Source organism: Streptomyces scabiei 87.22 (genome assembly GCF_000091305.1).
Classification (GTDB): Bacteria; Actinomycetota; Actinomycetes; order Streptomycetales; family Streptomycetaceae; genus Streptomyces; species Streptomyces scabiei.
The window spans coordinates 7,977,055-7,999,019 of sequence record NC_013929.1; the positions used below are offsets into that span (position 1 = coordinate 7,977,055).

The following is a 21,965-nucleotide window of genomic DNA, read 5'->3' on the forward strand; positions in this document are numbered from 1 at the left end:
GTGACTGCGGGAGGACAGGGACGCCCCGGCCGCCTACCGTGGCGGCCATGGCACCGATTCCCACCCCCTCCGAAGAGCCCCGGGACGACCCCGACGCGTACGTCGGACTCCAGGCGCCGGACGCCGAGCGCCGAGCCGTGGAACGCGGTTGGTCCACCGTCAGACAGCTGCCGCCGGGCGCGATCGTCACCATGGAGTACCGCTTCGGGCGGCTGAACCTGGAGGTCGAGGACGGCCGGGTGAGGCGCGCCTGGAAGGGCTGAGGGACGGCCCGGAAGCGCGCCCGGAGGCTGGAGACGGCCGGGAGGCCCGCCCGGAGGGGCCGCGGACAGGGAGACGGCTTCCGGACGCGGCACGGACGGAAGGACGGACGACGAAGGCCCGGCTCATGGCGAGCCGGGCCTTCGTCCGTGCGGGGCATGGGCTGTGCGTACCGGCCCCGCTGTCTCGTGTCAGCCGCCCGCGACCGGGCGGGCCGGGGCCGCGTTGTGCGCGACCCGGTCGGCGTGGGGCGGCCGGCGGGAGCCGGCCGGGGTGACCGGAGCCCTCTCCGACCTGGTCAGATGCGGTCCGGTGGACAGATGCAGCGGCACGATCGACGGATGCGCGGTGCGGGCCGCGATGCCGGTCTCCCGCAGGCCCGCGGGTTCCTCGACGGGTCCGCGCGCCACGGCCGCTCCCGCGGCGGCCGGTGCCGGTGCCGGGGCGGGGCCCGTGCGACGGTCGCGCAAGGCGTCGCGCAGCGAGAGGATCCGGGCCTCGGCGCGGGCGATCAGCGGCTCGAACCAGGGCAGCGCCAGCATGATCAGCAGGCCGGCGGCCCAGCCCAGCAGCACGTCGCTCAGCCAGTGCGTCCCGAGGTAGACCGTGGTGAGGCCCACCCCGAGCGAGATCACGGCGGACAGCGCGGAGAGCCAGCGCCGGGCTCTCGGCGTCGACGCCAGATAGGCCAGGATGCCCCAGGTCACCACGGCGTTGGCGGTGTGGCCCGAAGGAAATATGTCGCCGCCGAGCCACATCTCGTTGGCGCCGATCTCGGTGGCGTAGTGCGGGCCGAGCCGGCCCATGCCGAGCTTGGCGGCGCCGACCGTGATGTTCAGCAGCAGCAGCGAGACACCGAGCGCCAGCAGCGGGCGCAGGGTGTGCTGTCTCCAGGAGCGCCAGCCCAGCCAGGCGGCGACCATCACGGCGGTGGGGCCGCGCTGGCCCAGGACGACGTAGTAGTCCAGGAAGGCGTGGATCTGCTGCCACTGCTGGTACGGCCGGAAGAACATGATCTGCCAGTCGAGGCGGACCAGCCACGAGGTGATCACGACGGCCCACACGATGGCCACGTAGAAGGCCAGGGTGGAGGCGAAGAGGACCACCCGGTGGCGGGTCATCACCGGCACGTCGATGTGAGCCGGTCGTTCCGGCTCACGGTCCAGCCTGGAGAAGACCCGGTCCAGACGGGTCGGCTTTGGTTCGGTACGCACTCAATCGACGTTACAGCGAGTGAGCTCCGGCGCGACGTGAATCACCGGCTTTGTGATGACGCCGTGATGTGGGATTCCTCTCATATTGATGTTTATTTCTACTGAATGGCGAATCGTTGTGCCGCTCGGCCTTCAATTCCATGACCGTATGCTGAGCGGCCATTTTACGGCCCTTTTGAATTCGTTCACCGAATGCTTGCGTGGAATTACCCGTTCGCTCGCGGTCCGTCACCGGCCGGTCAGGGCGGACCCGAGCCGTTCAGCCAGAACGCCCCGTAGAGCGCCGACACCACCCCGGCGGCCCCGACGACCGCCGCCGACCTGGACACACGGGCCCGGGCGAGCGCCCGGGCGAGCGGCAGCAGCAGGGGGAAGGCCGGCATCAGCAGCCGGGGCTTGGAGCCGAAGTAGCTCGACGCGCACAGCGCCAGCGCGGTGACGACCCCCGCGTAGACCAGCAGCGGCAGCGGCTGCCCCTGCCGTACGCACACGACGTACAGCCAGATGATCAGCGCCACTCCGATGATCAGTCCGACGCCCGCCAGGGCCGACGGGAACGACGTGAACTTGCCGGTGACGAAACGCGCGAAGGCGTAGCCCCCGTCGAAGCCGTTGCGCCAGCCGGCCTGCACGTCGAGATAGCCGAGCGGGCCCCCGCCCGTGCGCCGGCCGACCCACAGGACGTAACCGAGGGCCCCCAGAGGTGCGAGGAACATGCCGAGGGCGCGTGACCAGGGGCGGGCGCCGACCGGCGCCTGCGCACTCCGGTTCCGTTCGGACGGGGGAGGGGACGCGGGCCGCCGTTGCCGTACGTACGATCCGATCGCGGCCGCCCAGAGCGCCGCGACCACCGCGAGGCCCACCGGGCGGGTCAGCCCGGCCAGGGCCGCCAGCGCGCCCGCCGTCACCCAGCGGCCGGTCAGGACGGCGTACAGCGACCAGGCGGCCAGCGCGGTGAACAGCGACTCCGTGTACGCCATCGACTGCACGATCCCCACCGGCAGTACGGCCCACAGCAGCACGGCGCACACACCGGCCCGCCCGCCGTACACCCGGTCGGCGACCGCGAAGATCCCCCAGGCCGCGGCGAGCGAGGCGAGCGTGGCGACGGCGAGGCCGGCGTGCGCGGGGGACAGCGGGGTCACCGCCGACACCGTCCGCTCCAGCCAGGGGAGCAGGGGGAAGAACGCCAGGTTGGAGTGGACGTCGCCGTTCGGCAGCCGCACCTCGTAGCCGTAACCGAGTTCGGCCACGCGGGTGTACCAGAGCGAGTCCCAGCGGGCCGACAGCAGGGTCAGGGCGCTCTTGTCGCGCGCCGCGCTCCACCCGGCGAGGGCGACGAGGCCCAGGGCGCGCACGGCGGCGTACCCGAGGAGCGCGGGGGCGGCCCGCCGCAGGGAAGGCGGCGCCGGGCGCGTGGCAAGAGCGGTCACGCGCTCGATTATCGGCGGAGCCGGGAACCGGCCGGGACGTGGCCGCGTGGTGGATCCGGGACGGAGAGGGGCGGACGACCCACGGACGACCCACGGACAGGTGATGAAGGAGCCGTGGAGGACCGGTGGGCAGCCTGGTGGACAGCCCGGTGGACGGCCCGGTGCGTGGCGCACGCCACATCGTGCACGAGGCGTCCATGAGACACCCGCCACGCTGCGCCCGCCCGGACTCGCGTACGCTGTCGGCTCGCTCGCCTTTCGTTGCGCGGGTCCGGGACGCCGCCCCTCCCGGGCCGTGGCCGCAGGGGAGTCCCCGCCCCGTGGTTCCGCCGAACGCGAGAGCATTCTGGGAGGTACGTACATGTCCGGGACGCCCACGGCCGCCGCACGACGCCGTCCGGGCACCGGGGCCGGTGCCCACCGCTGGGTCGTCCTCGTCGTCCTCTGCGTCAGTCTGCTGCTCGTCGCCGTCGACGCCACCGTGCTGCACGTGGCGGTCCCCGCCGTCACCGAGGACATCAGGCCGAGCGGCATGGAGCTGCTCTGGATCGTCGACGTCTACCCGCTGGTCTGCGCCTCGCTGCTGATCCTCTTCGGCACGCTCGGCGACCGGGTCGGCCGCAGACGCATCCTCCTGCTCGGATACTCCCTCTTCGGCGTCGCCTCCGGGCTCGCGGCCTTCGCCGACAACCCGCAGGTCCTGATCGGGGCCCGCGCCCTGCTCGGTGTCGGCGGCGCGATGATCATGCCCGCCACGCTGTCGATCCTGCGCCAGGTCTTCCCCGACCGGCGCGAACGGGCGCTCGCCATCGGCGTCTGGAGCGCGGTCGCCGCCGTCGGCGCGGCCGTGGGACCGCTGCTCGGCGGGTTCCTGCTGGAACACTTCTGGTGGGGCTCGGTCTTCCTGGTCAACATCCCGCTGATGCTGGTGAGCCTGCCCATCGGGCGCCTGCTGCTGCCCGAGTCGACCGGCGACCGCGACGGCCCCTGGGACGTGGTCGGCGCCCTGATGGCGGCAGCCGGTCTCTTCGGTGTCGTCCTCGCGGTCAAGCGGCTCGGCGGCGGGCACCCCCCGTTCGACCCGGGCACCGCGCTCGCCCTCCTCGGCGGCGGCGGGCTGCTGGCCGCGTTCGTACGACGGCAGCGGCGCCGGACGCATCCGCTGGTCGACCTCCGGATGTTCGCGCGGCCCGCGTTCAGCACCTCGGTCGGCTGCATCGTCCTCGCGATGCTCGCCCTGGTGGGCCTCGAACTGATCGCCGCCCAGTACCTGCAACTCGTCCTCGGGCTGTCCCCGCTGGAGACCGGGCTGCGCCTGCTGCCGCTGACCGTCGCCGCCATGGCCGCCGGACTCGTCGGCTCCTCCCTGCTGCACCGCTTCGGGCCGCGCCGCATGGTCGGCCTCGGCTTCTGCCTCACGGCCTTCGCCGTCGTCCTGCTGACGGCCATGGGACGGCACGACAACGCGGCGCTGCTCCTGACCGGGTTCGTGCTGCTGGGCTTCGGCCTGGAGACGACCCTCTTCGGCGCGTACGAGTCGATGCTGAGCGAGGCCCCGGCGTCCTCGGCCGGCGGGGCGGCGGCGATCGGCGAGACCTCGTACCAGCTGGGCGCCGGCATCGGGATCGCGCTCCTCGGGAGCGTGATGAACGCGGCGTACGCGCCGGGGCTGGCTACCGTGCCGGGGGTGCCGGCGTCGGCCTCCGCCGCCGCCGGGCACTCGCTCGGCGAGGCGTACGAGGTCGCGGACCGGCTGGGCGGCCCCTCGGGAGAGGCGCTGCGGCACGCCGCCCGGGACTCCTTCGTCCACGGGCTGCACATGACGCTGCTGGTGAGCGCGGCACTGCTGGTGCTCGGCGCGGTGATGGCACTGAGGCTGCCCCGGGGGATGGAGTGCGGGGCCGCCGCGGAAGTGCCGGGGCCTCGGGAGGCCAAGGCCGCGCCGTCCGTGCGCGCGGAATCGCTCCACTGAGGCGTCCCCGGACTGCCGGTGTGACCGGTCCGTACAGCCAGGGCGTCGGAGCATGAGTAGTGTGCTGAGCATCGCTAGTTTTACGAGCCGGAGGTTGTCCCATGGCCGCGCCCGCGAAGTCGCCGTCCTTCGACCCCGCCGATTTCCTCGGCCTCGACGAGCTGCTGGACCCCGAGGACCTCGCCGTGCGGGACACCGTGCGCAGCTGGGCGGCCGACCGGGTCCTGCCGCACGTGGCCGACTGGTACGAGCGGGGGGAGCTGCCCGGCATCCGGGAACTGGCCCGGGAGCTGGGCGCCATCGGGGCCCTGGGGATGTCGCTGGAGGGCTACGGATGCGCGGGAGCCAGTGCCGTGCAGTACGGGCTGGCCTGTCTGGAACTGGAGGCGGCGGACTCGGGGATCCGGTCGCTGGTCTCCGTGCAGGGGTCGCTCGCGATGTACGCGATCCACCGCTTCGGCAGCGAGGAGCAGAAGCGGACGTGGCTGCCGCGCATGGCCGCCGGTGAGGTCATCGGCTGCTTCGGGCTCACCGAGCCCGACCACGGGTCCGACCCGGCGTCGATGCGCACGTACGCCAAGCGGGACGGCGGCGACTGGATCCTGAACGGCCGGAAGATGTGGATCACGAACGGGTCCGTCGCCGGGGTCGCCGTGGTGTGGGCGCAGACCGAGGACGGTGTGCGGGGGTTCGTCGTCCCCACGGACACGCCCGGGTTCTCCGCGCCGGAGATCAAGCACAAGTGGTCCCTGCGTGCCTCCGTCACCAGTGAACTCGTGCTGGACGACGTGCGGTTGCCGGCGGACGCCGTACTGCCGGAGGTCAAGGGACTGAAAGGCCCGCTGAGTTGTCTCTCGCACGCCCGTTACGGAATCGTGTGGGGCTCGATGGGCGCCGCGCGGGCCAGTTTCGAGTCGGCCGTCGCCTACGCGAGGACCCGCGAGCAGTTCGGGAAGCCGATCGGCGGATTCCAGCTCACCCAGGCCAAACTCGCCGACATGGCGGTCGAGTTGCACAAGGGGATTCTGCTCGCCCACCATCTGGGGCGGCGGATGGACGCGGGACGGCTGCGGCCCGAGCAGATCAGCTTCGGCAAGCTGAACAACGTGCGGGAGGCGATCGAGATCTGCCGTACCGCCCGGACGATCCTCGGCGCGAACGGGATCTCCCTGGAGTACCCGGTGATGCGGCACGCGACGAACCTGGAGTCCGTGCTCACCTACGAGGGCACCGTCGAGATGCACCAACTGGTGCTGGGCAAGGCGCTCACCGGTCTCGACGCCTTCCGGTGAGCCGCGACGGCCGACCGGGCACCGCAAGGCAGGGCCGACGAGCGGCCCTGCCTCAGCTCTGGTTGAAGAAACCGTCGACCGGACGGCTCGCGACCTCGCCGCTGACGATCTCGGTGTCGGCCGGGGTCAGCAGGAACACGCGGTTGGACACCCGCTCGATCGAGCCGCGCAGACCGAAGATCAGGCCGGCCGCGAAGTCGACGACGCGCTTGGCGTCGGCGGCGTCCATGTTCGTGAGGTTCATGATGACCGGGACGCCGTCCCGGAAGAGCTCACCGATGTGCCGGGCGTCACGGAAGCTGTCCGGCGTGACCGTGCCGATCCGGCGGCCGTGGTCCTGCGCGGACTCGGACGCCACCTTGACGCGAGGGTCGGTGACCCAGGCCTCGCCGGAGCCGGACTCCCGCTCGTCGGCGTAGTCGTCGTCGTAGTAACGCTCGTCATCGTTGTCGTCGACGAGGCCAAGCCAGGCACTCGCCTTGCGCACCGATCCCATGGACGCCTCCTCTCGCAGCGGTCTTTCGTGCTTTCCGCATCCCTATCGTCGTCCATGATGCGGATGTCTCGCCAAGTGGATAGACGCCGCACGGGGGTTTCGTGACGGTACTGGTGCAGAACGAATTCGTCGAGAGTCCATGTGCCCCAAGGGCTCCGCTGTACACACTCGCTGACAGGGAGTGAAATAATATTGTTCATGGCGTTTGGGTGAGTCGGGGGCCGTCCGGGTGAACGTTCCGGCGGCTACGATGCCGCGACGCCGACGAGCCCGCGGCGACAGGGCGAGACACGGGGGAGTGTCGTGTTCGGAATCGTGAGGCCCTGCGGTCATCGCCTCGGCGAAGGACTGCGCGCCCAGTGGATGGCGCATCTGTGCGGTCTCTGCCTCGCCCTGCGCACGGACCACGGGCAGTTCGCCCGGTTCGTCACCAATTATGACGGCCTGCTGGTCTCGGTTCTGACGGAGGCTCAGACCGGGAGCACCACCGTCGGGCGGCGCACCGCGGGGCCCTGCCCGCTGCGCGGGATGCGCACCGCCTCCGTCGCACACGGCGAGGGCGCGCGACTCGCGGCCGCCGTCTCGCTGGTGCTCGCCTCCGCCAAGGTCCGTGACCACGTCGCCGACGGGGACGGACTGCTCGCGCGCAAGCCGGTGGCGCGCGCCGCGCGCCGGATCGCGACGAACTGGGGGCGCGCGGGGGCGCGTACGGGATCGGACATCGGGTTCGACACGGCCGTACTGGTCGACGCGGTCGACCGGCAGACCGGAGTGGAGGCGCTGGCCGGGCCGGGCACCCCGCTGCTCGCGGTCACCGAACCGACCGAGACGGCCACGGCGGCGGCCTTCGCGCACACCGCGGTCCTGGCCGGACGGCCCGGCAACGCCGCACCGCTCGCCGAGGCCGGACGCCTCTTCGGGCGCCTCGCCCATCTGCTGGACGCGGTGGAGGACCGGGCCGCCGACGCCGCCGCCGGGGCCTGGAACCCGCTGACCGCCACGGGGACCCCGCTCGCCGAGGCCCGGCGGCTCGCCGACGACGCCCTGCACGGCATCCGGCTCGCCCTGCGCGAGGCCGACTTCGTCGACGGCGGGCTCGTCCATCTGCTGCTGGTGCACGAGGTGCGCAGGTCGGTGGACCGGGCGTTCGGGGCGGTGCCGGTGTGTGCGAGCCATCGGCACGGCGGAGTGCCGGGGCCGGGGAATCCGTACGCGGGCGGCGCCGGTGACCCGTATGCCGGAGCCGGTGGGAATCCGTACGCCGGCGGCGGGGGGAACCCCTTCGGCGGTGGCGGCGGTGGCGGTGGCGGTGGCTTCGGTCCGCCGCAGCCGCAGCCGCAGCCGCAGCCGCCGCGGCGTCGGGGTTTCTGGGCGGGGTGCGGGATGTTCACCCTGCTGTGCTGCACCTGCCGGTTGTGCTGTGCGAAGGAATACGAGGGTCCCTGGTCCCGGAAGAAGCGCGAGGGCTGCTGCCGGGACTGCGACTGTGACTGCTGCGATGCGTGCGAGTGCTGCGGTTGCGACTGCTGAGAAGAAAGAGGGAACGCGAGGGGAGGGGTGCGCGTGTGAAGGCCAAGGGGGAGAACACGAACGGCGCCCCTCGGGAATCGGGGCGCGCGGTGGGGTCGGCTCAGCTCAACAGGAGGAGGACCACACGCGACCGAGGTCGATGTGGGAGCGCTTGACCAGCCACTGCTGCGGATGCATGGAGCAAGTGGAACAGGCATCCGAAAGCGAGTCAACCGGCCTGAGACGTGACGCCCACAGTTCGGACAACCTTGACAGCGAGGGGAAAGACAGCCGTACTCTCGGCGCAGACCGCTGCTGAGGGGCTCGGTCGCCCGCGTCCGGCCCACCGGACGCGCTCGTGTGAAGGCACCCGTGTTCGACTCGGACTCACGGAGCCTTTCGCATGCCGTCTGCCTCTTCCTCCCACTCCGCCCTGCCCTCTTCGCGCCCGTCCCTGGTGATCGTCGGGGCCGGACCGCGCGCCACCGGACTGATCGAGCGGATCGCCGCCAACGCCGGTGCGCTGTACGCCGGCTCGGGCTTCGACATCCACCTCGTCGACCCGCATCCCCCGGGGGCCGGGCGTATCTGGCGGGCGGACCAGTCGCCGCTGCTGTGGATGAACTCGCAGGCCGAGGACATCACCATGTTCACCGACGAGACGGTGCGGATGGACGGGCCCGTCCGGGAGGGGCCCACGCTGCACGAGTGGGCGGGGCTCGACGGGCGGCTCTTTCCCGACCGGCGCATCCAGGGCGAGTATCTGCGCTGGGTGCACCGGAACGCCGTCGCCGACCTCCCCGAGGGGGTCGTGGTCCACCATCATCCGCGGCGGGCCGTCCGGGTGGGCGGACCGGCCGAAGGACGTCAGCAGGTGTGGCTGGAAGGGCGTCCGCGCCCGCTCCCCGCGGACCTCGTCATCCTCGCGCTCGGCCATCTGGACGCCGAACTCGACGACGAACAGCGGGAACTGGCGGAATACGCCCGCGCTCATGGGCTGGTCCACATGCCCCCGGACTTCACCGCCGACAGCGACCTGTCGCCGCTGGCCCCGGGGGAACGGGTTCTCGTGCGGGGCTTCGGGCTCGCGTTCGTCGACCTGCTGGTGCTGCTGACGGAGGGGCGCGGCGGACGGTACGAGGCCGACGGCGAGGGGGAGTTGACGTACCTCCCCTCGGGACGGGAGCCCGTGCTGTACGTCGGGTCGCGGCGCGGGGTGCCGTACCACTCGAAGATCGGGTACGACCTGGACGGGGAACGGCCGCCCCTGCCGAGGTTCTTCGGACCGGCCGAGGCCGACGAACTGCTGGCGCGGGCGGCCGGGTTCGACTTCCGGAGCGATGTGTGGCCGCTGGTGGAGAAGGAGCTGGGGTTCGCGCACTACCACCGGCTGTTCACGGCTCATCCCGGGCGGACGGCCATGGCCTGGGCGGACTTCGAGGAGAAGTACGCGGCGGCGGACGCGGGCGAGCGGGCGGTGCTGGTGGCGTCGGCGGTACCGGACCCCGCCGACCGGCTGGACCTGGCCGCGCTGGACCGTCCCCTGCAGGGCGTGCGGTACGCCTCGCACGAGGAGTTCCAGGCCGGGCTGCGCGGCCGTGTCGAGGCCGACCTGGCACGCCGCCACGACGACTCCTTCAGCGCCGACCTGGGCGTCTTCTTCGGGCTGCTGTCCGTCTACGGGCAGTTGATCCGGCTCGGCGACGTCGGGACCTGGTGGCACGGGTTCTTCAGCTTCCTCGCCTCCGGACCGCCGGGCCCCCGGCTGCGGCAGCTGCTCGCCCTGTCGCGGGCCGGCGTCCTGAACTTCGTCGGCGCGGACATGGCCGTGACCGCCGAGGGCGGGGTGTTCCGGGCGTCCAGCCCCACCGTGCCCGGGGCCTCGGTCGAGGCGCGGGCACTGGTCGAGGCACGGCTGCCGGAGCCGACGGTGGCGCGGGTCCGCGACGGGCTGCTGCGCGAGCTGTACGACGACGGGGGGATCGTCGAGACGGCGGAGGGGCTGGTCGCCGTCGATCCCGCGGACGGACGTGTGCTGGACCGGGCCGGACGCCCCCACCCCCGGCGTTTCGCGCTCGGGCCCTACACGAACAGCCGTACCCCTGGGGCCTTCACCCGCCCGCGTACGGGCGGGCCCGCCTTCCGGCAGAACGACGCCACGGCCCGGGCCGTCCTCGCGTTCCTGCGCGACCTGGAGTACCGCGCGGCCGCGTGAGGGGGCCGGGGGTGTCGGGCGGGACGGCGGAGCAACGGAGAGGGGTCGGTCGGTATGGGGTCGTCGTACGGTCGGGGGCGGCTGCACCTGGCCGCTGCCATGGATCAGCGTCCGGGACGGGACGCGGGCGCGTTCGTGGAACTCGCCCGGCTCGCGGAGCGGGGCGTGCTGGATTTCGTGACGCTGAAGGACGTGGCCGGGCGGGCGGGGCCGGACGCGTCCGCGGTGCTGGCGCGGGTGGCGCCGGAGACGGGCCGGATCGGACTGGTGCCGGCCGTCGCGACGGCGTACACCGAGCCGTCGCGGGCACCGGACGCGGTGGCGACGCTCGACTGGGTCAGCCGGGGGCGGGCCGGATGGTGGACCGAGGCGTCCGGTCCAAGGGAGGGCCGGCCCGGTGCCGGTGCCCGCCCCGAGGGGAGCGGGAGGTCCGACGGCCGGGAGCAGACGCACCGCCTCGCCGTCGAGGGCGTCCAGGGAGTCGAGGGAGTCGAGGGTCCTGCGGGCCTTGAGGGTGCTGCGGCTTCCGTCCGGTGGCCCTCGGTCGGGCCCCGGTCGCCGCAGGGCCACCCTGTACGGGTCGTCGACGCGACCGAGGGGGAGAGCCGTGACATTGCCGCCCGTCACGCGGACGTGGCCCTGCTGCGGGTCGCCGATCCGGCCCGCGCCGACGCCGTACGGGTGGAACTGCGGGACACGGCGGTCCGGTTCGGGCGGGACCCCGGTGAACTGCGGGTTCTGGCGAGTCTCGGAGTGGATCTCGGTGGCGGCGAGCACGCGGCCGAGCCGGGCCACGGCGGGGGAGGACCGCGCCAGACCGCCGACGGCCCGCTGTACCGGGGCGGACCGGTCGACCTCGCCGAGCTGGTCGCCGCCTGGCACCGGGCCGGGGCCGTCGACGGCTTCCACCTCGTCCCCGTCGAGCCGCGCCGGGACCTGGAACGGCTCGTCAACGGGACGGTGGCGCTCCTTCAGCACCGTGGCCTGTTCCGGACCTTCTACCCGGGCAGCACGCTCCGCGAGCACCTGGGCCTCGCCCGGCCCGCCGACCCGTACGGCGTCAGGGGGAGAGCGGCCGGAGGCGGGGCGGCGAGGGTGACGGGGGCGGCGAAGGGCTGAACGGCCCAACGGATGACTTCCGGACACCCCCGCGCGGTGGACCCGCGTACTCCGACCGGGCGCCCCGGAGGGTGTCCAGCGCCGCGGCCGACGATAGTGGTGCTCGACGCTCCCGGGCCCTGCGGCCTGCTCCGACGACCCGTCATCCGGCCCCGCCGGGAGCCGATGAGGATCTGCACATAACCCGCACATATGGCCTGACGGGGTCAACTGGAGTGGAGGGCGCGCCGGTTGGGCTTCCGAGAGGCCGAAAGGCACCCTTGCGTGGGTCGGCGGTACGGCCGAATACTTCCCCCCAGCGCCTTGTCAGGGACACGGCGTGTCCGGAATCCGGACCGTCGCCCTGATCTGCGCCTCACGGGCCCCGACCCCACGCGGGCCCCCGACTTCCCTTTGGAGGGAACGAACAGTGAGGATCAAGCGCACCATCCCCCGCAGCGGCATAACGAGACGCACCCGGCTGATCGCCGTGGCCACCGGACTCGTCGCCGCGGCCGCCGTCACGGTCCCCACCGCCAGTGCGGCAGGCACCCAGACGTTCAGCGCGTCCGAGCTGAAGAGTGCCGGCTCATCGGTGCTCAAGGCTGACATCCCGGGTACCGCCTGGGCGATCGACCCGGCCACGGACAAGGTCGTCGTCACCATCGACAGCACCGTCTCCCAGGGCGAGCTGGCGAAGATCAAGGAGGCGGCGGGCGAGAACGCCGGCGCCCTGACGATCAAGCGGACACCTGGCAAGTTCAACAAGTTGATCAAGGGCGGCGACGCCATCTATGCGAGTAGCTGGCGCTGCTCCCTCGGCTTCAACGTCCGCAGCGGGAGCACCTACTACTTCGTGACGGCCGGTCACTGCACCGACGGTGCGGGCACCTGGTACTCCAACTCCGGCCGCACCACGGTCCTCGGGTCGACCGCCGGGTCGAGCTTCCCGACCAACGACTACGGTCTCGTGCGCTACAGCAACACGTCCATCGTCAAGGACGGCACCGCGGGCAGCGTCGACATCACCAGCGCGGCCACCCCGAGCGTGGGCACCAATGTCATCCGCACCGGCTCCACCACCGGTACCCGTACCGGACGGGTGACCGCCCTCAACGCGACCGTGAACTACGGTGGCGGCGACATCGTCTACGGCATGATCCAGACCACGGTCTGCGCCGAGCCCGGCGACTCCGGCGGTCCGCTCTACGGCAGCAACGGCGTGGCGTACGGTCTGACCTCCGGCGGCAGTGGCAACTGCACCTCCGGTGGCACGACCTTCTTCCAGCCGGTCACCGAGGCCCTGAGCGCGTACGGGGTCAGCGTCTACTAGGCCGAACGGGATCCAGGCCGAACGGAACCGGCGCTCTTCCCCCCGGCGCCGGCCCCCCCACCCGGCGGCAGCCGGCCATCACGGGCGAGCCCCCGCACACCATGTGTGCGGGGGCTCGTCCTCGTTCGGGGGCGGAGTCACCTTCGGGATGCGTGCGGCACGCGTGCGGACGGGTGGGCGGCCGCGGGGCGGTGGGGCTTCTCGCGCGGTTCCCCGCGCCCCTGAAAGGGCGGGGCTGCGCCCCTGCCCCAACGGCTCTGTCCCTTGAGCCAAGAGAGCCTGGCGGCCGGCGGCGGCGGTGGGTCACGGCATTGCCGCGAATGCCTCCCGATGGTCGCGTGCCCACCGCTCGAACGTGCCCGCCGGTCGGCCGAGCACCTGCGGCACGTGGTCGGTGACGTAGGCCGCACCGCCGGCGCGCGCCCAGCCGATGCCCGTGCTCATCCCGGCCGGCAACTGGTCGAGCGCAGTCGTGTCGGTGATCTTGACTGGCCGTTCCAGCACGCCCTCCAGGATCGCCGCTTGGTCTGCGAACGTCAGCAGCTCCGGACCGGTCAGGTCGTACCGCCGACCGTCGTGCGCATCGCTGGTCATGGCGGCGACGGCGACCGCGGCCACGTCCCTCGGGTCGACGATGGCCTGCCGGGAGTCGCCGGCCAGGTTCGGGATCGGCTCTCCGGCCCGGATCAGCGCCCGGTACCACAAGAAGTTCGAGGCGAAGCTCGGCGGGCGAAGCATCGTCCACACGAGCCCACCGGCCTCGATCGCCTCCTCCGCGGCGAGGTGCCACGCGCCGACGGTCGCCCCGTCGAACCGCTCGCCGCTGCCGATGGCGGACAGCTTGACGATCTTACGGACGCCTGCCGCCCGCGCGGCCGTGACCAGGGCGATGTCGTGGTCCGCGGTCGGTACGGGGGGCACGGTTACGAGGAAGACCGTGTCGACGTCGGCCACCGCGCGCGCCAGCGACGCCGGGTCGTCGAAGTCGGCCCGCACCCCGCCGGCCCGCTCACGGCGGGACATCGCCCGGAACGGCAGGCCCCGCTCGGTGAGCAGACGGACGACGTGACTACCGATGGTGCCGGTGGCACCGGTAACAAGGATCATGTCCCGACGGTGACAGCGCTCTCACACCTCGGGATAGGAAGTTTCGGCACTATCGTGAACCGCGTGAGTTCTCTCCTCGTGCCGCCTGCCCTTCTGCGGTGGGTGGCCGGGATCGATGTCGCTACGGCGAGTGCTTCGGCGGCGGTCGACGTGCCCGATCACGCCACCACGCTTCTCCTGCGCACTGACACGCGCGAGCTGATCGTCATGGGCCCCCGCACTCGGGCCGCCTATCACGTCGCCGCGCCCGGCCACTCGTGCGTGCGGGTTCGTATGCGGCCGGGTCGTGCCCAAGCCCTGCTCGGACGTTCGCTGAACGGTCTCGCCGACGGTGCCCTGCCGCTCCGCGAACTACCGGGTCTGGACGTCGACCAGTTCGCCGCCGACCCGGTCACCGCTCTCGAAGGAGCGTTGGCCGACCGCCCGGAGCCGTCGGAGCGGCTCGACGAGGCGGCACGTCTACTGGTCCGCGCCACTGTCACCGCGACCGCGGCCCGGTTGCACATCAGTGAACGCCGCCTGCACGCCCTGTTCACCGACGCCACCGGCTTGTCCCCCAAGCGCTTCGCACGCATCGACCGCGTCCGCACCGTGCTCGCGGCCGATGCCGGCCGATGGGCGGACATCGCCGCGACGGCCGGCTACTACGACCAGTCCCACATGACGGCCGAGTTCCGCCACTTCATGGGTGTCCCACCGGCCGCGTTCACCGCGGGTCGGCGCCCCGCCGCGACTTTGTGCACTGCCTGAGTTCCACGCGCCCATCCGTGCGACCGCCAAGGACAACGGCCCTGCGGGCCGTTGTGTCCCGTCCGGTTCGGCCTTCGGAGGGGCTGTTTCAAGACAGGACTAGACCTCGCTCGGTGCGAAGGAGGTCGTTGCTTCCTGTGTTTGCAGTGTGAATTTCTGTGGGGCGGGACGGTGCGTTACCGGACGGTAATGACATAGGGGGCGTGCGCCCTCGTGGTGCGGGGGGCCGGAAGTCGACCTTGTGTGCCCCCTCTGCGCCTAGGAATAGTGGGCGCCGCACAGTTGGCATGGACGCGGCGTTTTCTTTCGTCCGCCGCCTCCCTGCCCGCACGAATTCCGGCCGGACCGGGCCCCCACGCCCCTCTCGGCCAACCCCCCACAGGAGGACACGAGTTGAAGCACCGACGCATATCCAGGCGCCGTGCCGTGGTGACGGGTGCCGGTATCGCCGCACTGGTCGCCGCGGGAGTGACCTTCCAGACTGCGAACGCGAGCGAGACCACGCCGACCGCCGAGCCGAAAGCGCTCTCCGTCCTGGCGGCCGGAAAGCTCGCCCGAACGCTCGGCACGGACCTCGGCGCCGACGCGGCGGGAACGTACTACGACGCGAAGAGCAAGCTCCTCGTGGTGAACGTGCTCGACGAGGCCGCCGCAGAGACGGTCGAGGCGGCCGGCGCCAAGGCCCGCGTCGTCGAGAACTCCCTCGCCGAGCTGAAGAGCGCCCGGACCACCCTCAAGGCGGACGCCACCATCCCCGGCACCGCCTGGGCCACCGACCCGACCACCAACAAGGTCGTCGTCACCGCGGACCGCACCGTCTCCAAGGCCGAACTGGCGAGACTCACCGAGGTCGTGGACGGCCTCGGCGCCAAGGCCGAACTCAAGCGCACCGAGGGCGAGTACAAGCCCTTCGTGGCGGGCGGCGACGCCATCACCGGTGGCACCGGCCGCTGCTCCCTCGGCTTCAACGTGGTCAAGGGCGGCGAGCCGTTCTTCCTGACGGCCGGTCACTGCACCGAGGGCATCTCCACCTGGTCGGCCGGCGGGCGGGTCATCGGCGAGAACGCGGACTCCAGCTTCCCGGGCGACGACTACGGCCTGGTCAAGTACACCGCGGACGTCGCCCACCCGAGCGAGGTCAACCTCTACGACGGCTCCGCGCAGGCCATCTCCGGGGCCGCCGAGGCGACCGTCGGGATGAAGGTCACCCGCAGCGGCTCGACGACCCAGGTCCACAGCGGCACGGTCACCGGTCTCGACGCCACCGTGAACTACGGCAACGGCGACATCGTCAACGGCCTCGTCCAGACCGACGTCTGCGCCGAGCCCGGCGACAGCGGCGGCTCGCTCTTCTCCGGCGACAAGGCCGTCGGCCTCACCTCCGGCGGCAGCGGCGACTGCACCTCGGGCGGCGAGACCTTCTTCCAGCCCGTCACCGAGGCGCTGTCGGCGACCGGAACCCAGATCGGCTGACGGCGGGTCAGAGTCGGTCGATCGGCAGGCCGTCAGGTCAGCCCGTCAGCCCGTCAGCCCGTCAGCCGGTCGGCCGGTCGGTCGTCCGGTCGACCGGAGGCCGGCGGATCCACCGGCCTCTTCTTCAGGGCCGCCATCACCACGGTGATGGCGGCCCCCGCCGTTGCCCAGGCGGAGAGCACCAGAAGCGGGCCGGTGGTGTCGTTGCCCTCGAAGTAGGCGATCGAGCGGGCCACCCAGACACCCGCGCCCGGGGGCAGCGCCGGGCCGATCGCCGCCCAGAACGGTGGCAGCAGCGGCGGCGGCAGCGCGCCGCCGGCGCTCGGGTTGCCCGCGATCACCACCAGCAGGACGGCCACGCCGATGCCCGCGATCCCGAAGACGCACTGGAGCGCCAGCGTGGCCGCGCCCACCGCGAAGACGACCAGCGCCCCCAGCCCCCACAGCGCCGCCACGTTGCCCGGCAGGGCGGTCAGGACCGGCCCGGCGATGACCGCGCCGCCGAGTCCGCCGACGATCGCGAACACGGCCAGGGCGGCCAGCCGGATGATGCCGCGCCGGATGTTGGTGGGCCGCGCCCCGGCGCTCATCGCCAGCGCCGACGCGCACAGGTAGCCGCCCACGCACCAGCCCACGACCAGGTAGAAGGACGTGAGCCCGTTGGCGTCCCCGAGGTCGGCCGGGGCCACGTCCACCGTGCGCAGGGTGCGGCCCTCGGAGCGCTCCAGCGCGGTGACGAGCGTGGCCAGCGCGGTGGCGAGGGAGCGGCCGCCCCCGGAGGCGACCAGCAGGGTGTCGGTGGTGCCGGCCGGGTCGATCAGCAGGGCGCCGTCGATCTCCCGGTCCAGGATCCGTTCGCGCGCCGACGCCCGGTCGGTCACCGTGCGAGGGTCCAGCGGCTCGCCCGGCAGCCGCTCCAGCCGGTCCACCGCCTGCTCGGCCGCCGCGGCCCGCGGCGCGACCACGCCGAACGGTACGTCCCTGAGCTTCGGGTTGTGCAGCGCTCCCACGTACGAGGCGATGAAGAGCAGCTGCAGGGCGAGGACCCCGACGACGAGCAGGGTGGCCCGCGGGGTGATCCCGTCCTTGAGTTCCTCGACGAAGGATCGCGGGGCGGGACCGGCCGTCTGTGTCATGTCCCCACGGTCCGGGGCGGGCGGTGTTTGCGCAGGTGGGACAGGGCCGAATGGTTGTCGTACAGAAGTTCGAAAAGTGGTCTATGGTGGAGACGAGGGGGCTGTGAACTGATGTTCGAGCCGAGTGGCTGACCGGGGACCGGGCGAGTGGCCGGTCGAGTGGTGGATCGAGTGCGGGAGGTGTGTGTGCCGGGGTTCACGCATCTGCGCACCGCCTCCGGGTTCTCGCTGCGCCACGGGGCCTCGCATCCGGAGCGGCTGGCCGAGCGCGCCTCCGAGCGGGGCATGGACGCCCTCGCGCTGACCGACCGGGACACCCTCGCGGGTGCCGTCCGGTTCGCCAAGGCGTGTGCCGGGGCCGGGATCCGTCCGCTGTTCGGGGCGGAGCTGGCGGTGGAGGTGCCCGAGGCCGCCGTCCGCCGGGCGCGGCGGCGCGCTCCCGTGCGCGGGGGCGCCTTCATCGACGAGTCGACCCCCCGGGTGACGTTTCTCGCGCGCGAGGGCGCGACCGGCTGGGCCGAGCTGTGCAGAATCGTTTCGGCGGCGCATGCGGACAGCGGCCCGGGCGGCGGCGGGAGCGAGGTCCCGCCCCTGCTGCCCTGGTCGGAGTCGGCCGCCGAGGGGCTGACCGTGCTCCTGGGCCCCGGCTCCGACGTGGGGCGCGCGCTGGCCGCCGGGCGCCCCGACCGTGCCGCGAAGCTCCTGGTGCCCTGGCGGGAGAGGTACGGCGACGCGCTGCGGCTGGAGGCGGTGTGGCACGGCCGCGAGGGCACCGGTCCCGGTTCGCTGCGGCTGGCCGCCCGGACCGTCGGCTTCGCCGCCGAGCAGCGCGTACGGCCCGTGCTCAGCAACGCCGTCCGGTACGCCGACCCCGGCATGGGCCCGGTCGCCGACGTCCTGGACGCGGCCCGGCGGCTCGTCCCCGTCGACCCCCGGGGCGAGCTGGACTCCGGCGAGGCCTGGCTGAAGGGCGCGGACGCCATGCTGGGCGTCGCCGAGCGGGTCGTCGAGGCCGCCGGGTTCCGCCGCGACACCGCGCACCGGCTGCTGGAGCAGACCCGGGCCACGGCCGCCGAGTGCCTGGTGGACCCGGAGGACGACCTCGGTCTCGGCACCGTCCACTTCCCCGAGCCGCGCCTCGTCGGCGCCGGCCGCCGCACCGCCCAGCGGGCGCTCGCCTCACGGGCCGCGGCCGGGATGGTGCGGCACGGCTACGGCGCCCGGCGCGCCTACTGGGAGCGGATGCACCAGGAGCTGGACGTGATCGCCCACCACGGCTTCGCCTCCTACTTCCTGACGGTCGCCCAGGTCGTCGACGACGTACGAAGGATGGGCATCCGGGTCGCCGCGCGCGGCTCGGGCGCGGGCTCCCTGGTGAACCACCTCCTGGACATCGCGCACGCCGACCCCGTCGAGCACGGCCTGCTGATGGAGCGGTTCCTGTCCAAACGGCGGGTCGCGCTGCCCGACATCGACATCGACGTGGAGTCCGCGCGCCGCCTGGAGGTCTACCGCGCGATCATCGGCCGCTTCGGCACCGAGCGGGTCGCGACCGTCGCGATGCCGGAGACGTACCGCGTCCGCCACGCCGTCCGCGACGTGGGCGCGGCCCTCTCCCTGGACCCCGCCGACATCGACCGGATCGCCAAGTCCTTCCCGCACATCCGGGCCCGCGACGCGCGGGCGGCGCTCGAAGAACTGCCCGAGCTGAGGCAGTTGGCGGGGGAGAAGCAGAGGTACGGCCGGCTGTGGGAGCTGGTCGAGGCCCTCGACGCCCTTCCGCGCGGAGTCGCCATGCACCCGTGCGGGGTGCTCCTGTCCGACGCGTCCCTGCTGAGCCGTACGCCGGTGATGCCGACCAGCGGCGAGGGGCTGCCCATGTCCCAGTTCGACAAGGACGACGTGGAGGATCTCGGGCTGCTCAAGCTCGACGTGCTGGGCGTGCGGATGCAGTCGGCGATGGCGCACGCGGTGGCGGAGGTGGCGCGGGCCACGGGGGAGCGGGTCGACCTGGACGCGCTCGACTTCGAACGCGGCGCGGGCGACCCGGCGACGTACGAACTCATCCGCTCCACCGAGACGCTGGGCTGCTTCCAGATCGAGTCGCCGGGGCAGCGGGATCTGGTGGGGCGGCTCCAGCCGGCCACGTTCCACGACCTCGTGGTCGACATCTCCCTCTTCCGGCCCGGTCCGGTCGCCGCCGACATGGTGCGGCCGTTCATCGCGGCCCGGCACGGGCGGGCGCCGGTCCGCTATCCGCACGAGGATCTGGCGGAGCCGCTGCGGGAGACGTACGGCGTGGTCGTCTTCCACGAGCAGATCATCGACATCGTGCACCTCATGACCGGCTGCGGCCGGGACGAGGCGGACCGGGTGCGGCGCGGGCTGTCCGACCCGGAGTCGCAGGGGCGGATCCGGGTCTGGTTCGCGCAGCACGCCGCCGCGAAGGGGTACGACGCAGAGACGATTCAGCGGACCTGGGGGATCGTCGAGGCCTTCGGGTCGTACGGCTTCTGCAAGGCGCACGCGGTGGCGTTCGCGGTGCCGACGTACCAGTCGGCGTGGCTGAAGACGCACCATCCGGCGGCGTTCTACGCGGGGTTGCTCACGCACGACCCCGGGATGTACCCGAAGCGGCTGCTGCTCGCGGACGCGCGGCGGCGGGGGGTGCCGGTCCTGCCGCTGGACGTGAACCGGTCGGCGGTCGCTCACTGTATCGAACTGGTGTCTGAATCGAAGGGGTCGGGGGAGGAACGGACCTGGGGGATCCGGCTCGCCCTCTCCGACGTGCACGGCATCAGCGAGGCCGAGGCGGCGCGGATCGCGGGCGGGCAGCCCTACGCCTCGCTGCTGGACTTCTGGGAGCGGGCGCGGCCGAGCAGGCCGCTGGCGCAGCGGCTCGCCCAGGTCGGCGCACTGGACGCCTTCGGTGCCAACCGGCGTGATCTGCAACTGCACCTGACCGAGCTGCACCGGGGCGCCCGGGGCGCGGGCGGCGGGCAGCTGCCGCTGGCCGGCGGTCGCAGGACCGCCCCCGCCGGGCTGCCGGACCTGTCCTCCGCCGAACGGCTCAGCGCCGAGCTGGGCGTGCTCTCGATGGACGTCTCCCGCAATCTGATGGACGACCACCGGGCGTTCCTCGACGAGCTGGGCGTGGTGTCGGCGCGGCGGCTGCGCGAGACGCGGCACGGGGAGACGGTCCTGGTCGCGGGCGCCAAGGCGGCGACCCAGACCCCGCCGATCCGCTCGGGCAAACGGGTCGTCTTCACCACCCTCGACGACGGCACCGGCCTGGTCGACCTCGCCTTCTTCGACGACTCCCACGACGCCTGCGCCCACACCGTCTTCCACTCCTGGCTGCTGCTGGTGCGCGGGGTGGTGCAGCGGCGCGGCCCGCGCAGCCTCAGCGTGGTGGGCGCCGCCGCCTGGAACCTCGCCGAACTGGTGGAGCTGCGGCGCGAGGGCGGCCTCGACGCGGTGGCACCCCGGCTGGCGGAACCCGTGGACACCGGTGCCGCCCCCGAGTACGCGGCCTCCGACGGCGGCCGGCGCGGTGACCCCGGCCGGCGGATCCGTATGTCCACCGGCTACCGGATGAATCCATGGGCCGATCTGCGGCCCGCGGGCGAAGAGCCCTCACAAGGTCCTTCTCGGATACGGAAGTTGTGGCACCAGAGTCCAGGGAGTGCGGGATGACCATCCTCTGCGTACGTTTCCAGCTGCCGCCGAAGTACGAGGCCGCCCTGCCCGGTCTCCTCGGTGTGGTCGAGGACTTCACCCCGGTCGTGGAGGCGCTGCCGCCGGACGGGGCACTGGCCGACCTGCGGGGCGCCGAACGGTACTTCGGCCGGGACGCCGAGGAGCTGGCCCGGCTGATCCGGGTCCGCGCCCTCGCGCTGTACGGCGTCGACTGTCTGATCGGCGCCGGACCCGGGCCGCTGACCGCGCGGCTGGCGCTGGGGGCGGCGGTGCCCGGGTCGCCGTGCGCGGTGCCCGGGGACCTGGTCGTGGACTTCCTCGCCGAACTGCCCGTGGCCGCGCTGCCCGGCGTCGGCGCCGCGACCGCCCGCACCCTGGGCGAGTACGGCCTGGAGACCCTCGGCGCCGTCGCCCGCGCCCCCCTGTCCACGCTCCAGCGCCTGGTCGGGGCGAGGACCGGCCGCGACCTGCACGAGAAGGCCAACGGAGTCGACCGGGGTCGGGTCGTACCGAACGCCGTCGCAAGCTCACTCGCGACCGAACAGACCTTCTCCCGCGATGAGTTGAACCCGGACCGGCACCGCCGCGCCCTGCTCGCCGGCGCCGTGGAACTGGGCTCCCGGCTGCGCGCCCTGGAGAAGGTCTGCCGCACCCTGACCCTCACCGTCCGCTACGCCGACCGGTCCTCGACCACCCGCACCCGCACGCTCAGGGAGCCGACCGCGCACTCCCCGGCGCTGACCTCGACGGCCTACGCCCTGTACGACGCCCTCGGCCTGCAGCGGGCCCGTGTCCGCGCGGTCGCCCTGCGCGCCGAGGGCCTCACCCCCGCCGACCGGGCCTCCCACCAGCTCGCCTTCGACCCCGTCGACGAGAAGGTCCGCCGTATCGAGGAGGTCGCCGACCGGGCCCGGGCGAAGTTCGGCCCCCACGCGGTGATGCCGGGCACGCTGGCCGCGTGACCGCCTTCGCGTGGA

At 72.8% G+C, this 21,965-nt stretch carries 16 protein-coding genes; 11 read left to right on the forward strand and 5 right to left on the reverse strand.

What is annotated here, in order from left to right:
• Positions 1-47: 47 nt before the first annotated feature.
• The gene (locus SCAB_RS34510; protein WP_037724099.1) at positions 48-263 is read left to right on the forward strand and encodes an I78 family peptidase inhibitor; all 216 of its coding nucleotides are present in this window, start codon (positions 48-50) and stop codon (positions 261-263) included.
• A 189-nt stretch (positions 264-452) separates the two neighbouring features.
• On the opposite strand, the gene SCAB_RS34515 is transcribed toward SCAB_RS34510, so the two are convergent.
• Entirely contained in the window at positions 453-1,475 is a 1,023-nt protein-coding gene (locus SCAB_RS34515; protein WP_013004748.1) for a phosphatase PAP2 family protein, read from the reverse strand.
• A gap of 239 nt (positions 1,476-1,714) precedes the next feature.
• Positions 1,715-2,908: a glycosyltransferase family 39 protein gene (locus SCAB_RS34520; protein ID WP_013004749.1), complete on the reverse strand. Its 1,194-nt coding sequence runs from the start codon at positions 2,906-2,908 to the stop codon at positions 1,715-1,717.
• A gap of 361 nt (positions 2,909-3,269) precedes the next feature.
• On the opposite strand from SCAB_RS34520, the gene SCAB_RS34525 reads away from it, so the two are divergent.
• Together SCAB_RS34525 and SCAB_RS34530 are read left to right on the forward strand one after the other, a co-directional pair.
• Positions 3,270-4,880 carry an MFS transporter gene (locus SCAB_RS34525; protein WP_013004750.1) on the forward strand — a complete coding sequence of 537 codons (1,611 nt, stop codon included), beginning with the start codon at positions 3,270-3,272 and terminating at the stop codon, positions 4,878-4,880.
• A gap of 101 nt (positions 4,881-4,981) precedes the next feature.
• Positions 4,982-6,172: an acyl-CoA dehydrogenase family protein gene (locus SCAB_RS34530; RefSeq protein ID WP_013004751.1), complete on the forward strand. Its 1,191-nt coding sequence runs from the start codon at positions 4,982-4,984 to the stop codon at positions 6,170-6,172.
• A 52-nt stretch (positions 6,173-6,224) separates the two neighbouring features.
• On the opposite strand, the gene SCAB_RS34535 is transcribed toward SCAB_RS34530, so the two are convergent.
• A complete protein-coding gene (locus SCAB_RS34535; RefSeq protein WP_013004752.1) occupies positions 6,225-6,668 on the reverse strand; it encodes a cell division protein SepF in 444 nt (147 codons plus the stop codon).
• Positions 6,669-6,971: 303 nt separating this feature from the next.
• Here SCAB_RS34535 and SCAB_RS34540 point away from each other — a divergent pair, with 303 nt between their 5' ends.
• The 4 genes from SCAB_RS34540 (at position 6,972) to SCAB_RS34555 (ending at position 12,823) form a co-directional block, all read left to right on the forward strand.
• Positions 6,972-8,198, forward strand: a complete 1,227-nt coding sequence (locus tag SCAB_RS34540; RefSeq protein ID WP_013004753.1) for a DUF5685 family protein — start codon at positions 6,972-6,974, stop codon at positions 8,196-8,198.
• Positions 8,199-8,580: 382 nt separating this feature from the next.
• Positions 8,581-10,392, forward strand: a complete 1,812-nt coding sequence (locus tag SCAB_RS34545; protein ID WP_013004754.1) for an FAD/NAD(P)-binding protein — start codon at positions 8,581-8,583, stop codon at positions 10,390-10,392.
• A gap of 54 nt (positions 10,393-10,446) precedes the next feature.
• Positions 10,447-11,511 carry an LLM class oxidoreductase gene (locus SCAB_RS34550; protein ID WP_013004755.1) on the forward strand — a complete coding sequence of 355 codons (1,065 nt, stop codon included), beginning with the start codon at positions 10,447-10,449 and terminating at the stop codon, positions 11,509-11,511.
• 409 nt (positions 11,512-11,920) lie between these two features.
• Positions 11,921-12,823, forward strand: coding sequence for a S1 family peptidase (locus tag SCAB_RS34555; protein WP_037724101.1), 903 nt, complete (start codon positions 11,921-11,923; stop codon positions 12,821-12,823).
• Between the two features lie 303 nt (positions 12,824-13,126).
• On the opposite strand, the gene SCAB_RS34560 is transcribed toward SCAB_RS34555, so the two are convergent.
• Positions 13,127-13,930 (reverse strand): NAD(P)H-binding protein, encoded by an 804-nt coding sequence (locus SCAB_RS34560; protein WP_013004757.1) that lies wholly within the window; start codon positions 13,928-13,930, stop codon positions 13,127-13,129.
• Between the two features lie 63 nt (positions 13,931-13,993).
• Between SCAB_RS34560 and SCAB_RS34565 the strand changes: the two genes are divergently transcribed.
• Complete coding sequence (locus SCAB_RS34565) at positions 13,994-14,680, forward strand: helix-turn-helix domain-containing protein (protein ID WP_231885164.1); 687 nt, start codon at positions 13,994-13,996, stop codon at positions 14,678-14,680.
• 393 nt (positions 14,681-15,073) lie between these two features.
• The gene (locus SCAB_RS34570) at positions 15,074-16,153 is read left to right on the forward strand and encodes a S1 family peptidase (RefSeq protein ID WP_013004759.1); all 1,080 of its coding nucleotides are present in this window, start codon (positions 15,074-15,076) and stop codon (positions 16,151-16,153) included.
• A 53-nt stretch (positions 16,154-16,206) separates the two neighbouring features.
• Here SCAB_RS34570 and SCAB_RS34575 read toward each other — a convergent pair whose 3' ends face one another.
• Positions 16,207-17,289 (reverse strand): ABC transporter permease, encoded by a 1,083-nt coding sequence (locus SCAB_RS34575; protein ID WP_013004760.1) that lies wholly within the window; start codon positions 17,287-17,289, stop codon positions 16,207-16,209.
• A 186-nt stretch (positions 17,290-17,475) separates the two neighbouring features.
• On the opposite strand from SCAB_RS34575, the gene SCAB_RS34580 reads away from it, so the two are divergent.
• Both SCAB_RS34580 and SCAB_RS34585 read left to right on the forward strand, forming a co-directional pair.
• Entirely contained in the window at positions 17,476-20,985 is a 3,510-nt protein-coding gene (locus SCAB_RS34580) for a DNA polymerase III subunit alpha (protein ID WP_041669984.1), read from the forward strand.
• The gene (locus SCAB_RS34585) at positions 20,982-21,950 is read left to right on the forward strand and encodes a DNA polymerase Y family protein (protein ID WP_013004762.1); all 969 of its coding nucleotides are present in this window, start codon (positions 20,982-20,984) and stop codon (positions 21,948-21,950) included. Before SCAB_RS34580 ends, SCAB_RS34585 begins: the two co-directional genes overlap by 4 nt.
• Positions 21,951-21,965: the final 15 nt, after the last annotated feature.

Coding starts and splice junctions, on each gene's coding strand:
- SCAB_RS34585 (WP_013004762.1), top strand. CDS start 20,982: ATGACCATCCTCTGCGTACGTTTCCAGCTGCCGCCGAAGTACGAGGCC.
- SCAB_RS34510 (WP_037724099.1), top strand. CDS start 48: ATGGCACCGATTCCCACCCCCTCCGAAGAGCCCCGGGACGACCCCGAC.
- SCAB_RS34545 (WP_013004754.1), top strand. CDS start 8,581: ATGCCGTCTGCCTCTTCCTCCCACTCCGCCCTGCCCTCTTCGCGCCCG.
- SCAB_RS34535 (WP_013004752.1), bottom strand. CDS start 6,668: ATGGGATCGGTGCGCAAGGCGAGTGCCTGGCTTGGCCTCGTCGACGAC.
- SCAB_RS34575 (WP_013004760.1), bottom strand. CDS start 17,289: ATGACACAGACGGCCGGTCCCGCCCCGCGATCCTTCGTCGAGGAACTC.
- SCAB_RS34530 (WP_013004751.1), top strand. CDS start 4,982: ATGGCCGCGCCCGCGAAGTCGCCGTCCTTCGACCCCGCCGATTTCCTC.
- SCAB_RS34525 (WP_013004750.1), top strand. CDS start 3,270: ATGTCCGGGACGCCCACGGCCGCCGCACGACGCCGTCCGGGCACCGGG.
- SCAB_RS34550 (WP_013004755.1), top strand. CDS start 10,447: ATGGGGTCGTCGTACGGTCGGGGGCGGCTGCACCTGGCCGCTGCCATG.
- SCAB_RS34560 (WP_013004757.1), bottom strand. CDS start 13,930: ATGATCCTTGTTACCGGTGCCACCGGCACCATCGGTAGTCACGTCGTC.